Source organism: Halolamina sp. CBA1230 (assembly GCF_002025255.2).
In the GTDB taxonomy this organism is placed as follows: Archaea; Halobacteriota; Halobacteria; order Halobacteriales; family Haloferacaceae; genus Halolamina.
Genome location: NZ_CP054587.1, coordinates 1,902,834 through 1,916,853, shown reverse-complemented (window position 1 = coordinate 1,916,853; position 14,020 = coordinate 1,902,834). Strand labels below are relative to the sequence as shown.

General features: G+C 67.8%; 12 protein-coding genes. 5 read left to right on the top strand and 7 right to left on the bottom strand.

The genetic code is table 11. From position 1 onward, the window contains the following. Positions 1-148 precede the first annotated feature (148 nt). The 4 genes from B4589_RS10130 to B4589_RS10115 all read left to right on the top strand — a co-directional run bounded on the left by B4589_RS10130 (position 149) and on the right by B4589_RS10115 (position 6,580). On the top strand, positions 149-292 hold the full coding sequence (locus tag B4589_RS10130; protein ID WP_166623263.1) for a hypothetical protein: 144 nt from the start codon (positions 149-151) through the stop codon (positions 290-292). Positions 293-612: 320 nt separating this feature from the next. After that, positions 613-1,032, top strand: coding sequence for a PPC domain-containing DNA-binding protein (locus tag B4589_RS10125; RefSeq protein ID WP_079234156.1), 420 nt, complete (start codon positions 613-615; stop codon positions 1,030-1,032). A 25-nt stretch (positions 1,033-1,057) separates the two neighbouring features. Further along, positions 1,058-6,226, top strand: coding sequence for an LAGLIDADG family homing endonuclease (locus B4589_RS10120; RefSeq protein WP_079234155.1), 5,169 nt, complete (start codon positions 1,058-1,060; stop codon positions 6,224-6,226). 66 nt (positions 6,227-6,292) lie between these two features. Then, complete coding sequence (locus tag B4589_RS10115) at positions 6,293-6,580, top strand: rubredoxin-like domain-containing protein (protein ID WP_079234154.1); 288 nt, start codon at positions 6,293-6,295, stop codon at positions 6,578-6,580. A gap of 457 nt (positions 6,581-7,037) precedes the next feature. Here B4589_RS10115 and B4589_RS10110 read toward each other — a convergent pair whose 3' ends face one another. The 5 genes from B4589_RS10110 to B4589_RS10090 form a co-directional block, all read right to left on the bottom strand. Then, complete coding sequence (locus B4589_RS10110) at positions 7,038-8,600, bottom strand: sulfatase (RefSeq protein WP_079234153.1); 1,563 nt, start codon at positions 8,598-8,600, stop codon at positions 7,038-7,040. 84 nt (positions 8,601-8,684) lie between these two features. Continuing rightward, entirely contained in the window at positions 8,685-9,866 is a 1,182-nt protein-coding gene (locus B4589_RS10105; protein WP_079234152.1) for an FAD-binding oxidoreductase, read from the bottom strand. Between the two features lie 65 nt (positions 9,867-9,931). Next, positions 9,932-10,558: a YigZ family protein gene (locus B4589_RS10100; protein ID WP_079234151.1), complete on the bottom strand. Its 627-nt coding sequence runs from the start codon at positions 10,556-10,558 to the stop codon at positions 9,932-9,934. Positions 10,559-10,561: 3 nt separating this feature from the next. Continuing rightward, the gene (locus B4589_RS10095; protein WP_079234150.1) at positions 10,562-11,062 is read right to left on the bottom strand and encodes an ACT domain-containing protein; all 501 of its coding nucleotides are present in this window, start codon (positions 11,060-11,062) and stop codon (positions 10,562-10,564) included. A gap of 125 nt (positions 11,063-11,187) precedes the next feature. Then, positions 11,188-11,535: a hypothetical protein gene (locus tag B4589_RS10090; RefSeq protein WP_079234149.1), complete on the bottom strand. Its 348-nt coding sequence runs from the start codon at positions 11,533-11,535 to the stop codon at positions 11,188-11,190. Positions 11,536-11,628: 93 nt separating this feature from the next. On the opposite strand from B4589_RS10090, the gene B4589_RS10085 reads away from it, so the two are divergent. Beyond that, positions 11,629-12,168 (top strand): hypothetical protein, encoded by a 540-nt coding sequence (locus tag B4589_RS10085; RefSeq protein ID WP_079234148.1) that lies wholly within the window; start codon positions 11,629-11,631, stop codon positions 12,166-12,168. Here B4589_RS10085 and hisB read toward each other — a convergent pair. Then, the gene (gene hisB / locus B4589_RS10080; protein ID WP_079234147.1) at positions 12,165-12,752 is read right to left on the bottom strand and encodes an imidazoleglycerol-phosphate dehydratase HisB; all 588 of its coding nucleotides are present in this window, start codon (positions 12,750-12,752) and stop codon (positions 12,165-12,167) included. The genes B4589_RS10085 and hisB overlap by 4 nt on opposite strands. Positions 12,753-13,240: 488 nt before the next feature. Beyond that, positions 13,241-13,969 (bottom strand): 1-(5-phosphoribosyl)-5-[(5-phosphoribosylamino)methylideneamino]imidazole-4-carboxamide isomerase, encoded by a 729-nt coding sequence (gene hisA, locus B4589_RS10075; protein ID WP_079234146.1) that lies wholly within the window; start codon positions 13,967-13,969, stop codon positions 13,241-13,243. Positions 13,970-14,020: the final 51 nt, after the last annotated feature.

Below are 14,020 nucleotides of genomic sequence, written 5' to 3'. Positions count from 1 at the left end.
GTGCACGGGACTGGCAACCGTACACTTCGAAGGGGAACTGGCAACCCCGTATCCCGAAACAGCGTAACACTGGCCGGTAGGAACGCCCCATGCGAACGGTACTCAATGTTTCGACGGTTTTATATCTCTGTGCGTGGGATAGTGTACCATGGCACCGGGCACGGTTCACGGCGGCGACGACGTGATGGGCTCGCTGGACGACGCCGAGTTCGTTATCGCGGATCTCGGTCGGGAGGAGGCCTGGATCTCCGTAGCCGAGGCCGACGCGCCGGTCGTCGCGGAGTGGGCGTAACGCGCGGTCGGCCGACCGCCGCACTGCCGTTTTTCTCAGCGCTGAAGACGGATCGGGGAGTTCCGGGAGCGTTCCTACCCGTGGGTAGGGCGTTGCGACGGGTGCAGCGACCGAGTCGGCGAGGTGGCCACGACGTTCCCCCCGGACGGTTCCACAAGTCGCCCACCCCCGAACGGTTCCACAGTCCGTCCACGACGGCCGGTCCTCCACGCATCGGTTCCTCGTCGCGTTCCGGCACGCCACCTCGCCGTCTCCCGTTCGTCGGTCCGGTAGGCACGGCCAACCAAGTGTTTTTGTTCTCGTCGCCGCTGTACACTCGTATGGATTACCGCGAACTCTCGCCCGACCGCGAGTTCCTCGCACGGCTCGAGACCGGCGCCGACTGGCGCGAGGAGATCGAGTCGCTGGCGGTCGAGGAGGACGTCGACGCCGCCTGGTTCAACGCGATGGGGGCGGTACAGGACGCCGTCGTCTGGTTCTACGACCAGCAGGAGGGCGAGTACGAGTCCGTGGAGTTCGAGGAGCCCCTGGAGATGGCAGCCTGCGTGGGGAACGTCTCGTATCTCGACGGGGAGCGGTTCGCGCACACCCACGCCGTGCTCTCGCGGCCGAGCGGGCAGGCGATCGCGGGCCATCTCGACGCCGCCACGGTGTTCGCCGGTGAGGTGTACATGCGGACGTTCGAGGAACCGCTGGAGCGGGAACACGACGAGGAGACCGATCTGGATCTCTGGCTGTGACCCCGACGCTCCGAGGTGAGAAGCGGTGAGAGAGGACGACGAGCGGTACTTCGAGCGGCTCGAGGACCAGCTCGACGACGCGTTCGAGCGCGCCGAGGCCGCCCGTGAGCAGGGACGGGACCCCAAGACGGAGATCGAGATCCCGACCGCGCGGGACATGGCCGACCGCGTCGAGAACATCCTCGGCATCCCCGGCGTCGCCGAACGCGTCCGCGAACTCGAAGGGGAGATGAGCCGCGAGGAGGCCGCGCTCGAACTCGTGGAGGACTTCGTCGACGGCAACGTCGGCGACTACGACAGCCGCGAGGGGAAGATCGAGGGCGCGGTCCGAACTGCGGTCGCCCTGCTCACCGAGGGGGTCGTCGCCGCGCCGATCGAGGGGATCGACCGTGCGGAGTTGCTCCAGAACGACGACGGCACGGAGTTCGTCAACGTCTACTACGCCGGCCCGATCCGCTCGGCGGGCGGGACCGCACAGGCGCTGTCGGTGCTCGTCGCGGACTACGCCCGTTCGCTGCTCGGCATCGAGGAGTTCCACGCGCGCGACGACGAGATCGAGCGCTACGCCGAGGAGATCCAACTGTACGAGAAGGAGACCGGGCTCCAGTACACGCCGAAGGACAAGGAGACGAAGTTCATCGCCGAGCATATGCCAATCATGCTGGACGGCGAGGCCACCGGCGACGAGGAGGTCTCGGGCTTCCGCGACCTCGAACGCGTCGACACCAACTCCGCCCGTGGGGGGATGTGTCTCGTCATGGCCGAGGGGATCGCCCTGAAGGCGCCGAAGATCCAGCGCTACACCCGCCAGCTCGACGAGGTCGACTGGCCGTGGCTCCAGGACCTCATCGACGGCACCTACTACGACGGCGCCGACGAGGGTGAGGAAGCGGAGGAGGCCGACGAGGGGGACAAGGAGGACGCAGAAGACGAACCCGACGCGCACGAGGGCCCGGTCCGGGCCGACCCGGCGAGCAAGTACCTCCGGGACCTGATCGCCGGCCGACCCGTGTTCGGCCACCCCTCCGAGTCCGGCGGGTTCCGACTGCGCTACGGCCGCGCCCGGAACCACGGGTTCGCGACCGCGGGCGTCCACCCGGCGACGATGCATCTCGTCGACGACTTCCTCGCGACCGGGACCCAGATCAAAACCGAACGCCCGGGGAAAGCCGCCGGCGTCGTCCCTGTCGACTCCATCGAGGGGCCGACGGTCCGCCTCGCGAACGGCGACGTGCGCCGGATCGACGACCCCGAGGAGGCGCTGGAGGTCCGCAACGGCGTCGACGAGATCCTCGACCTCGGCGAGTACCTGGTGAACTACGGCGAGTTCGTCGAGAACAACCACCCGCTGGTGCCCGCCTCCTACGCCGTCGAGTGGTGGGAGGGGGAGTTCGACGACGCCGGCGCCGACGTGCAGGCGCTCCGGGACGACCCTCACGTCGACCTCGACAGTCCCGGCCCCCGGACCGCGCTCGACTGGGCGGACCGCTACGACTGTCCGCTCCACCCCGACTACACCTACCTCTGGCACGACGTGACCGTCGCCGAGTACGACGCGCTCGCGACCGCGGCGGCCGCGGGTGAGATCGAGGACGACGGCCTGCTGCTCGATCGGAGCGACGACGTCCAGCGCGCGCTGGAGCGCCTGCTCGTCGAGCACACCTCGACCGACGAGACGCTGTACGTCCCCGAGTACCGCCCGCTGCTGCGCTCGCTGGGCGTGACGACCGAACTGGAGCGGGAGTGGAGCCCCGCGGATCTGAGCGAACGCGCGCGAACGTGGGGCGCCGACGACGACGCGGTCGCCGACGGCGGCCGACAGTCGCCGCCGTCAGCCTCGGCGGATGGGGGTATGACGGTCCGAGACGACGGCGACACCGACGCTACCGAGCCGTCCGCCGACGCGGACGCACCGCCGCTGCCCGGCACGAACGCCATCGAGGCGGTGAACGAGGTCGCCCCCTTCGACGTTCGGGAGCGTGCCCCCACCAGAATCGGGAACCGGATGGGCCGCCCCGAGAAGTCGGAGAGCCGCGACCTCTCGCCGGCGGTCCACACGATGTTCCCCATCGGCGAGGCCGGCGGCAGCCAGCGCGACGTGGCCAAGGCCGCGAAGGAGCGCACCGACGCCGGGCGCGGGCGGATCGAGGTCAGCCTCGGCGAACGCGAGTGTCCGGACTGTGGCGAGCACACCTACCGGAACCAGTGTCCGGAGTGCGAAGCGCACACCGAGCCGTACTTCGAGTGCGACGACTGCGGCGTCGAAGTCGACCCCGACGAGTCGGGGCGCGTGATCTGCCCGCGCTGTGAGTGGGAGGTCGAGAGCCCCGAGGAGCGCGAGATCGACCTGAACGCGGTGTATCACGACGCCATGGAGAACGTCGGCGAGCGTGAGGGGAGCTTCTCGATCCTGAAAGGCGTGAAGGGGCTGATGTCCGCCAACGAGACCCCCGAGCCGATGGAGAAGGGGGTGCTCCGGGCGAAACACGACGTCTCGGCGTTCAAGGACGGCACAGTGCGCTACGACATGACCGACCTGCCGGTCACCTCGGTCCGGCCCGAGGAGCTGGACACCACCGCCGCGGAGTTCCGCCGACTCGGGTACGAGACCGACATCGACGGCGACCCGCTGGAGCACGACGACCAACTGGTGGAACTGAAAGTGCAGGACATCGTCCTGCCCGACGGCGCCGCCGAGCACATGATGCGCACGGCGGACTTCGTCGACGACCTGCTCGAACGGTTCTACGGGCTGGACCCCTTCTACGAGGTGGAGGAACGGGAGGACCTCGTGGGCGAACTCGTGTTCGGGATGGCGCCGCACACCTCCGCCGCAGTTGTGGGCAGGGTTGTGGGGTTCACGAGCGCGGCCGTGGGGTACGCGCATCCGTACTTCCACGCGGCGAAGCGGCGGAACTGCTTCCACCCAGAGACGAAGGTGTGGTTCCGCGACGAAACCGAGTCGTGGCACCACGAGGAGATCCAGGCACTCGTCGAGGAGCGCCTCGATCCGGAGACTGCCGAGACGGACGACTTCGGCACGCTCGTGCAGGAACTCGACGGCGACGTGTTCGTTCCCTCCATCGACGCCGACGGGAACGAGGTCGTCAAGCCCGTCGAAGCCGTGAGCAAACACCCCGCGCCGGAGCACATGGTCCACGTCGAAACCCGGAGCGGGCGGGAGATCACGGTGACGCCGGATCACGAGATGCAGGTGTTCGACGGGGAGATCCAGTCGAAGAAGGCGTCCGAACTGACCGAGGAGGACAGTTTGGTCAAGCCTGAACACCTCAACGTCGTCTCTCCGGAGGAAACGGAGCGATTCGACCTGCTGGAGGAGTTCATCGCGTGCGACGGTGTCGACACCGAGCGCCTGATGGTGAAAGGAGTCGGGAAGGACCTACTGTACGATCAGTTCACGGACGCTCTCGCGGACGAGTGCGAGGGGACGTTCTACCCGCTCCAGAGTACTGCCGACTATCTCGGCATGACGAAGAAAGCGCTCAGTAACTACCTCTATCGGGAGAGTGTGCCCGCGGAACTGCTGCTGGAGGTGTTCGGTTCGACTGAGGAGGTGCTTGCGCGTGTTCCGGACGACGTGCGCCTCGGGATGAAGCGAGACACTTCAGAGATGGATCGTTTCGTCGAGCTGAACGAGCGAGTCGCGACGCTTCTGGGATACTACGCTGCGGAAGGATTCGCCCGCGAGCAGGAGACACCGAAGGGGACGATCCATCAGACGACGGTCTGTGGCACCGAGAACGAAGCACGTGAGTTCTTCGTCGACGTGCTCAGCGAGGAGTTCGGCGCGGAGCCGTACCGTGAGAACGACAAGAAAGTGACCGTCTCCGGACGGCTCATGCGGGCGTTCTTCGATACCGTGCTCGATGCGGGTGTGCTCGCCGGAACCAAGCGGGTTCCCCAGCCGATATTCGACTCACCGGACGAGACCGTCGGGGCGTTTCTGCAAGGATACTTCAGTGGAGATGGCTCAGCAGCGAGTTATTCTACAACTGTCTCTGCAAGTACGATAAGTGAGAGTCTGAAAGAGGACGTAATCGCACTGTTGAGTCGACTCGACATCTCTGCGAGCGTAAGAGTAACCGATCCCGTTCCCCTGCATCAAAGGTTCCCGGAGTTTTACGATGAGAACGACGGTAAGCAGTCTGCTCGTGGGTACGTCATCTCGGCAAGCGGAACAGACGCAGTTACGTTTGCCGAGCAGGCAGGGTTTCATCTCTCCCGAAAACAAGAGTCCCTGGAGGAGCAGATACGCTCTCAGAAGCCACAACGGGGATTTGCCTCTGATGGAGGTGATGAAGACTATCTGATAGAGGGTATATCCTCCCTGGAGTACGTCGAAAGCGACACCGAGAGCACGTACTGTCTCACTGTGGAAGACACGCATTCATTAATTGCAAACGGTATATCAGTTCGCCAATGTGACGGCGACGAAGATTGCGTCATGCTCCTCCTTGACGGCCTCCTGAACTTCTCGAAGGAGTTCCTCCCCGACCAGCGCGGCGGGAAGATGGACGCCCCCCTCGTGATGTCCTCACGGATCGACCCCAGCGAGATCGACGACGAGGCGCACAACATGGACATCGTCCGGCAGTACCCGACGGAGTTCTACGAGGCGACGCTGGAAATGGCCGACCCCGGCGAGGTGGAGGACATGATCCAGATCGGCGAGGACACGCTCGACACGGAGGAGGAGTACCACGGGTTCGACCACACCCACGACACCACCGACCTCGCGCTCGGGCCGGACCTCTCGGCGTACAAGACGCTGGGCGACATGGAGACGAAGATGGACGCCCAACTGGAGCTCTCCCGCAAACTGCGGGCCGTCGACGAGACCGACGTGGCCGAGCGGGTGATCGAGAACCACTTCCTGCCGGACCTGATCGGGAACCTCCGGGCGTTCTCGCGCCAGGAGACGCGCTGTCTCGACTGCGGCGAGAAGTACCGCCGGATGCCCCTGACCGGCGACTGTCGGGAGTGTGGCGGCCGGATGACGCTGACGGTCCACCGCGGCTCGGTGAACAAGTACATGGACATCGCCGTCGAGGTGGCCGAGGAGTACGGCTGCCGCGACTACACGAAACAGCGGTTAGAGGTGCTGGAGCGGTCGCTGGAGTCGATTTTCGAGAACGACAAGAACAAACAGTCAGGTATCGCGGACTTCATGTAACGCGTCGGCTCCAGTCGCCCCGAATCGCCCGTCGTCTTTTTCGTTGCAGCGACCCAACACTCGTGTATGACCGACGACCCCGACGTGACCATCGGTATCGACGTGTACGACGAGGACGGGACGAAACTCGGGACGGTCCGCGGGATCACCGAATTCGGGTTCGCCGTCAGCACCGAGGAGGGGATCGAGGCGCTCTCGATCGAACACGAGCGCGCGGGCCACGGGTTCGGCGAGGCCGAACTGGTGTGGCGGTGTGCGGACTGTGGCGAACTCGGCGACATCGACGAGATCCCCGACGAGTGTCCGAGCTGTGGGGCCGATCGGACGGCGCTGTACTACTGGACCGAGGACTGATTCGTTTTCGAAGTCGCTGTTTTCGGTGAGGGAGAGTGAGTTGCTTCGTTCAGAGAAACCGTATGTTGATCGGGCAGCCACCGCGACCGCGACAGCATCTCGTTCGTAGACCACTTGTGACCGCAACCGCCCCGCACAGCCCTCGGGCCTCCCCAGCCGACTCGCTCGTTCGCTGCGCTCACTCACTCGTCCCTCGCGCTGACTCGCGGACGGAGCCGCGAACGCTTCGCGCCGACAGCCGTGGCGGTGCGGTCGCGGTGGACGCGAGGGCTCGCCACCGGTCGGCGAGCCCGTGGGGAGGATGAGGGGAAGACCATCGTGGTGCGGTTGCGGTACAAGTGGTCATGCTTCGAGATGCTGTTGCTGTTTGCGGTCGTGGGTCCGTCGCTGTTCGCGGAAACAGACAATGCCGTAACGAAAGAACCACTCAAAGAAAACCCGCCAACTCGAACCCCAACTACTCCATATACCCCAGATCCTGCAACCGCTCCTGGATCTCCTCGTCCATCTCCTCCACCGAATCATCACTCACCTCACCTGCAGCAGCACTCGTCCACGCGCCCCCGACCTCGTTCTCGAAGATCGCGAGTTCGCCCTCCACCGCCTCGATCCGCTCCTCCCCTGCGCCCGCGAGATTCTCTTCCTCCCCCGGGTCCTCGTCGAGGCGGTACGCCTCGTCCTCGATCCGGTCGATCCGGACGTACTTCGCGTCCGCCCGCCGCGCGGCGCGCATCCGCGCGTAGAACCGCGAGTCCTGGTCGAGTTCGATCCCCGCGTCGGCGGCCTTCTCCTCCAGCTGCTTGAGTTCGACCACCGGCCGGGAGTACTCCACGAACCCCGTCTCGCCGGAGGGCGCCGCGGCCTGCGCCGGGTCAGCATCGTCGACGTCGTCGAACTCACGGTACCGCTCGGAGAGCAGCGACCGCGTCGGGTCGAGCGACACCGCCTCCTCGTTCGATCCCGGGGTCGGCGTCGCCTGGGCGTCGAACGTGTCCAGCACGGTGTGGTAGAGGTCGAGCAGTTCCACCGTGTCCTCGCGGCGGTCGGCGTCGAGTTCCGGGTGTTTGACCATCAGCGGGACGTTGATCAGCTGGTCGTACAGCCCGAACTCGTGGCCGTAGAGACCGTGTTCGCCGTGGAGTTCGCCGTGGTCCGCGCAGACGACGACCGCCGTGTCGTCCCAGCGGTCGGTCTCCTTCAGCCAGTCGAACAGCCGGGTGAGCTGGCTGTCGATGTGGGCGATCTCGGCGTCGTACAGCCCGCGGATGTCGTCCCACTCCTCGTCGTCGATATCCTGTGCGCCGGAGTTGTACAGCTTCGAGTTCTGGCACACCTCCGTGGAGTCGACGCCGGGGGCGAACTCCTCCCGGAACTCCTCGGGCGGGTGGTACGGGAGGTGGGCGTCCATGAGGTTGATGAAGGAGAACCAGCCCTCGCCCTCGGCGGCCTCGGCGTCGTCGACGAACTGCTTCGTGCGGTCGATCACCCGCGGGGTCTTGGAGTCGGCGCCCTCGCCGGAGCTCAGGTACTCGTGGGCGGTGTTGCCCGCGCTGACGATCATGTCAGCCAGCTTCCGGAGCCGGGGGTTGTCGTTGAGCACCTGCCACATCCGCGCGAGCGGGCCCGAGAGCAGGTCGCCCGGCATCACCTCGAAGAAGTTGTCCTGGTCGTCGAACCCGTCGGTGAGGTGGGTGTAGGGGGTGATCCAGGCGTTCGAAGAGTAGCAGGCGGTGTCGTGGCCCGCCGCCGAGAGCGACTGGGCGAGCGTCGTCGCGCCCTCGAGGTAGGGGTTCTCCTGGTCGGCGCCGTGGCGGGAGGGGTACATCCCCGTGAACATCGAGGCGTGGACCGGGAGCGTCCACGGCGCGGGCGCGACGGCGTTGTCGAACACCGTCGCCTCCTCGGCGAACGCGTCCAGCCCGGGTGTCGTGTCACGGTCGTAGCCGTACGGGCCGAGGTGGTCCTTCCGGACCGTGTCCATCACCACGAAGAGGACGTTCTCGGGCGAGCCGCTGGTCATACCCCGAGTAGGGGCGGTAGGGCGGATAAGTTTCCTGTTCCGTCGCGGCGGGCCGTCACCCCCCAGCGGCGAGTCCCGCCCCGCTCACCGATCCGCGAACCGGGCGGGGTCGAACGCCGAGAGGTCGCTGTCGGGCGCCTCGCCGTCGATCAACCCCGCGATCACGGCGCCCGAGTAGGGGCCGAGCGTCAGCCCCGTCGGGCCGTGGCCGGTCGCGACGTACGCGCCGTCCACCCCCGGAATCGGCCCCAGGATCGGCAGTCCGTCGGGGCTCCCCGGGCGCAGGCCGACGCGGACCTCCTCGAGCGTAGCGTCTTCCAGCCCCGGCGCGAGTCTGAGGCCGGAGTCGAGCACCGAGTTCACCCCCGCTGCGGTCGTCCGTGGGTCGAACCCGGCGTCGTCCTCGCGGGTGGCGCCGACGGCGAGGCGGCCGTCCGGCCACGGGACGATGTAGCCGTCGGCGACGCTCCCGACGATCGGGAGGTCGTCGGTCTCGGCGACGGCGTCGACCGGGCTCGCGTCGAGGTGGACGATCTGCCCCCGAATCGGGCTCACCGGCAGCGAACAGTCCAGATCGTCGGCGAACGCGCTCGACCACGCGCCGCCGGCGACGACCACGCGGTCGGCGTCGATCCGCTCGCTGCCGCCGGCGGCCCGCTGCTCCTGTCGGGCGGTCGGACCCGCCGCGTCGACGATGACACCCGAAACCGCGCCAGCGTCGACGCGGATCTCCTCGACCGTCCCCTCGAACGTCGTGAGTCCGGTTCGGCGACCCGCGCGGCGGATCCCCGCGGTCAGCGTCGCGCCGTCGACGCGGGCCGCGCCGTGGAACCGCAGCGCGCGCTGGACGCCGTCGAGGGCGGGGAACGCGTCCTCGGCCTCGCTGGGCGTGATCTCCGCGAAGTCGGCGCCGCGTGCGGCGGCGCGCTCGCGGTCGGTTTCGAGCACCTCGGCTTCGGCCTCGGTGCGCGCGACCGAGAGGAGATCCCCCTCCGCGTAGCCGTGGTCGTCGACGCCCTGGGACTCGAGCCGGCGGATCAGGGTCGGGTAGTGGTCGGCCGCCGCCTCGGCGAACGCGAACCAGTCGTCGTCCTCGCGGCGGCTGCTCGTCGGCGGGGAGACGATCCCCGCGCCCGCGGCGGTCGCGTCGCCCGCGCGGTCGTCGTCGATCAGTACCGTCTCGACCCCCCGTTCGGCGAGATGGAAGGCAGTCGCCGTGCCGACGACGCCACCGCCGACGACGACCACGTTCGTCTGTTCGACCATGTCCGACGTGTCGACTGACGGCAGCAAAACCGTTGTGCTCGTGAGGGGCGACCGCCCGCGGTCGACTACTCGACCCGTGCCCGCCCGCTGGTCGCGGACTGGATGCGGTCGCGCAGGTCGTCGCTGTCGGTGACCGGCACCGACACGTCGAAGCTCACCTCGGCCTCGTAGGCGGCGTCGAACTCGCAGTCGGCGCCCTCGAGCAGCCCCCGGACGGTGCCGGAGTCGTCGTAGTCGACGGTGACGGTGAAGCGGTGGCGCGGCCGGACTTCCGCGACGCCGGCGTCGTCGACGGCCTCCTTCACCGCCCGGGAGTAGGCGCGGGCGAGCCCACCGACACCGAGGTTCGTGCCGCCGTAGTAGCGCGTGACGACCGCGACGACGTTCCGGATCTCGCGCTGTTGAAGGACGTTCAGCGCCGGCTTGCCCGACGACCCCGTGGGCTCGCCGTCGTCGCTCTGGTACTCCCGGATCATGACCTCGTTCAGCCGATCCGGCGAGGCCTCGCCCGCCGGGACGCGGTACGCGGGGACGTTGTGGGTGGCGTCGTCGTACTCCTCGCGGACGGCCTCGACGAACGCCTCGGCGGCCTCGACGGTGTCAGCGCGATCCACGTGGCCGACGAACTCCGAGCCCCGGACCGTGAAGTGGGCCTCCCCACGGCCGTCGACGGTACGGAAGCTCTCCGGCACGGCTCAGAAACCCACTTTCCGGACGAACGGCAGCCCCCGGATCTCCTTCAGCAGGTCGCCCGAGGGTTCCTCGTCGAGGATGACGTAGAGTTTTGGCTCGTCGGCGAACTCCGGGTCGTCCGAGAGCACCTGGCGGATGGTCAACCCCTCCTCGGCGATGAGCCCCGTCACGTCGGCGACGAGCCCGGACGCGTCGGGGTTGCCCACTTCGACGGTGACGACGGAGAGGTCGAGCACGGGCGCGAGATCCATCAGGCTCGGCACCGCCGAAATGTTCTGGAAGATGTCCCGGAGCTCGTCGTCCTCGAGCAGCGCCTGCGTGGTGGAGTCGACGACGCGCCGGTCGACGCCGATCTCGCGGGCGATCCCCGTGTTCGGGATCTCGATCCCCCCGGAGACGACCCGCCCCTCGTCGTTGATCGAGAAACCGCGCTCCAGCAGCAGGCGCACGACCGCCTGCTGGGAGGGCGACCCCTCGAACTTCTCCATGATCTCGTCGAACACTCTGTCGGTTGCAGGCGGGCAGCGAGGTTAAACCCCCGGCTCCGGGGCTCGCGGTTCACTCCGTTCACCGCTCGCGTTCTCGAGGCGGTTTGCCTCGCCCCCGGCGAGTTTTCCCGCCTCGCGGCTCACTCCTCGGTCCGACCCGCCGCCCGATCGATCTGGCAGTCGATACAGCGGTCGTCCACGAAACAGTGCTCGACGTCGTGGGGGCAGTCCCACGCCGACGCCTCGGCGGAGAGCCGCCGCTGCTCGCGTTCCCAGGCGCGTTCCCACTCCTCGATATCCCCGTTGCGCTCGGAGTGGTAGACGACCTCGTCGTCCTGGAGGATCTTCGCCTCGTCGAGATCGCCCGCGGCCTTCACCGTCGCGATGGCGTCGCCGATCGACCCCGCCGGCTCGGTCTCGACGCTGTGACGGCGAAACAGTTTGACGATGATCGAACGACCAGTTGTCTCGGTGGGCGGGATGTCCACGGTGTTCGGTTTCGGCGTCGTCGCTCGCCGGCCTTAAGCGGTGGGTCGACCCACACGACACAGCTTTTTGCCCGGCGAGGGTGACAGCCGAGTATGGCCGACCTCCAGTCGTGTTACTTCTGTGGCGCGCCCGACGATCTCGGGGAGTACGCGGTGGTGCCGCCCCGCCTCGGCGGCGGCGACCGCTCGGTGGTACTGTGTCCGGACTGCAAGACGAAGCTACTGCGGGTGATGGAGCCGCTGATCGAGCGCGCGGAAGCCGGCGCCGACGGGAGCGAGACGGCGGACGGATCGACCGCCGATGCGGACGGCGACTCCGCCCCCACGACGGACGGGATCACGATGAGCCCTGGTGAGCGCTCGGAGGGTGGTTCGACGGCGGGCGGCGCGAGCGACGGCGAGGAATCGACCGCTAGCGCGATGTCGACGGCCGAATCGGACGACACGCCGCCGCAGTACCGCCGGGCGATGCGGATGCTCTCGAACCGACCGTTCCCGATCGAGCGGACGGAGGCGGAGTCGATGCTCGCGAACGCCTACAACCTCGAGCGCGAGGAGATCGAGGCGGTGCTCGCCCACGCGCAGGCCGAGGAGCGACTCGTCGTCGAGAACGGCCAGCTCCGCGAACCCTAGAGCGTCTCCTTCGTGCTCGGGGTGTCGCTCCGGCGCTCGTCGAGTCGGGTGGCGTCGTCGAGCGCGCGGGCGAGTCCTTTGAACAGCGCCTCGATCTCGTGGTGGGCGTTGTCGCCCTCGATCCCGCAGTGGAGCGTGAGACCGGCGTGCTGGCCGAGCGAGCGCGCGAAGTGGCGGGCGAGCACGCTGGTGAACTCGCCGACGCGTTCCTGCGAGAAGGCGCCGTCGAACCGGAAGTAGGGGCGGCCGGAGACGTCGACGACGACGCTCGCCTGCGCCTCGTCCATCGGGACGCGGCGGTCGGCGAAGCGACGGATCCCCGCGCGGGTGCCGAGCGCCTCGTCGAACGCCTGTCCGAGGACGATCCCCACGTCCTCGACGGAGTGGTGGTCGTCGACGCCCAGGTCGCCGTCGCAGGTGAGTTCGAGGTCGAACAGGCCGTGCCGGGCGAAGGCGTCCAGCATGTGGTCAAGGAAGCCGATCCCGGTGTCGACCTCGCTCTCGCCGTCCCCGTCGATCGTGAGCGTGCAGTCGATCTCGGTTTCGGCCGTCTCGCGGGCGACGGTCGCTGTCCGGTCGGTCATGGTTCCGTGGGTGGGCCGCGGGGGCAAAGCGGTTGTGGAAGTGGCGGTGGTTCTGGGTTGTTGAGTTCGATCACTGGATTGAGGACGCGACCGCGACGTTCGGTTTCCCCACCGCAAACACGACCGCGGAGTGCGCATGACCACTTGTGACTGCACCGCCCCGCACAGCCCTCACGCCTCCCCAGCCGACTCGTTCACTCCCTTCGGTCGTTCACTCGTCCCTCGCGCGCTCGTTCGTCCACGGAGGGGCTCACGTCGCGCGCCACCGCCGGCTGCGGTTGCGGTGGACGCCTCGCCGGCGCCACTTTGGCGCCGGCGGGGGGAGGGGTGGGGACTCCGTGCTGCGCCGGGCCTCGTGCCCGGCGCACCTGCGGTCACAAGTGGTCAAGCATCGAGGTGCTGTTGCGGTTTCAGTAGTCAACGATCGAGATGCTGTTGCTGTTGCGGTGGCTGTCTCCCACGACGCCACAATACTCGACAAAAACGCCCTAAACGTCCATCGCGTCCGACAACGAGAACCGACCCTCGTACAGCGCCGTCCCCACCACCACGGCCGCAGCCCCGGCGTCCCGAAGCTCCCCAACATCCCCCAGCTCAGTAACCCCACCGCTCGCGACCACCGGGATCTCCACCGCGTCGACCACTCTCTCCACCGTCTCGCGGTCGATCCCCGAGAGCTGCCCCTCCACGTCGACGTTCGTGAACAGCACCGAGCCCGCACCCAGCTCCTCGTAGCGCGCCGCGGCCTCGGCCGGATCGAGCCCCGTCCCCTCGGTCCAGCCCGAGACGACGACCTCCCCCTCCTTCGCGTCGAGACTGACCATCACGCTCCCCGGATGCGTCTCCGAGATCCGCTCGACGATGTCCGGGTTCTCGACCGCCGCCGTGCCGAGGATCACGCGATCGACACCCGCATCGAGCAGCGACGTGGCGTCCGCGACGGTCCGAATCCCGCCGCCGACCTGGACATCCACCTCCGGGACAGTGGCGTCGACGATGGCCTTGATCGCGTCGGCGTTCTCGCGCTCGCCCTCGAACGCGCCGTCGAGATCCACGAGGTGGAGCGTCTCGGCGCCCTCGTCCAGCCAGCGCTTCGCGGCGGCGACGGGGTCGCCGTAGCGTTTCCCGGAGTCGCGCTCGCCCCCCACCAGCTGAACCGCCTCGCCGTCCTGTACGTCCACCGCCGGGATCACCTCGAACGTCGGGAACTGGCTCACGCCCGGGGCTGGGGTCGCCGCTCGCTTAGCCGTGCCGGAACCGGGGGGCTT

Coding starts and splice junctions, on each gene's coding strand:
- B4589_RS10125 (WP_079234156.1), top strand. CDS start 613: ATGGATTACCGCGAACTCTCGCCCGACCGCGAGTTCCTCGCACGGCTC.
- B4589_RS10085 (WP_079234148.1), top strand. CDS start 11,629: ATGGCCGACCTCCAGTCGTGTTACTTCTGTGGCGCGCCCGACGATCTC.
- B4589_RS10115 (WP_079234154.1), top strand. CDS start 6,293: ATGACCGACGACCCCGACGTGACCATCGGTATCGACGTGTACGACGAG.
- hisB (WP_079234147.1), bottom strand. CDS start 12,752: ATGACCGACCGGACAGCGACCGTCGCCCGCGAGACGGCCGAAACCGAG.
- B4589_RS10110 (WP_079234153.1), bottom strand. CDS start 8,600: ATGACCAGCGGCTCGCCCGAGAACGTCCTCTTCGTGGTGATGGACACG.
- B4589_RS10105 (WP_079234152.1), bottom strand. CDS start 9,866: ATGGTCGAACAGACGAACGTGGTCGTCGTCGGCGGTGGCGTCGTCGGC.
- B4589_RS10130 (WP_166623263.1), top strand. CDS start 149: ATGGCACCGGGCACGGTTCACGGCGGCGACGACGTGATGGGCTCGCTG.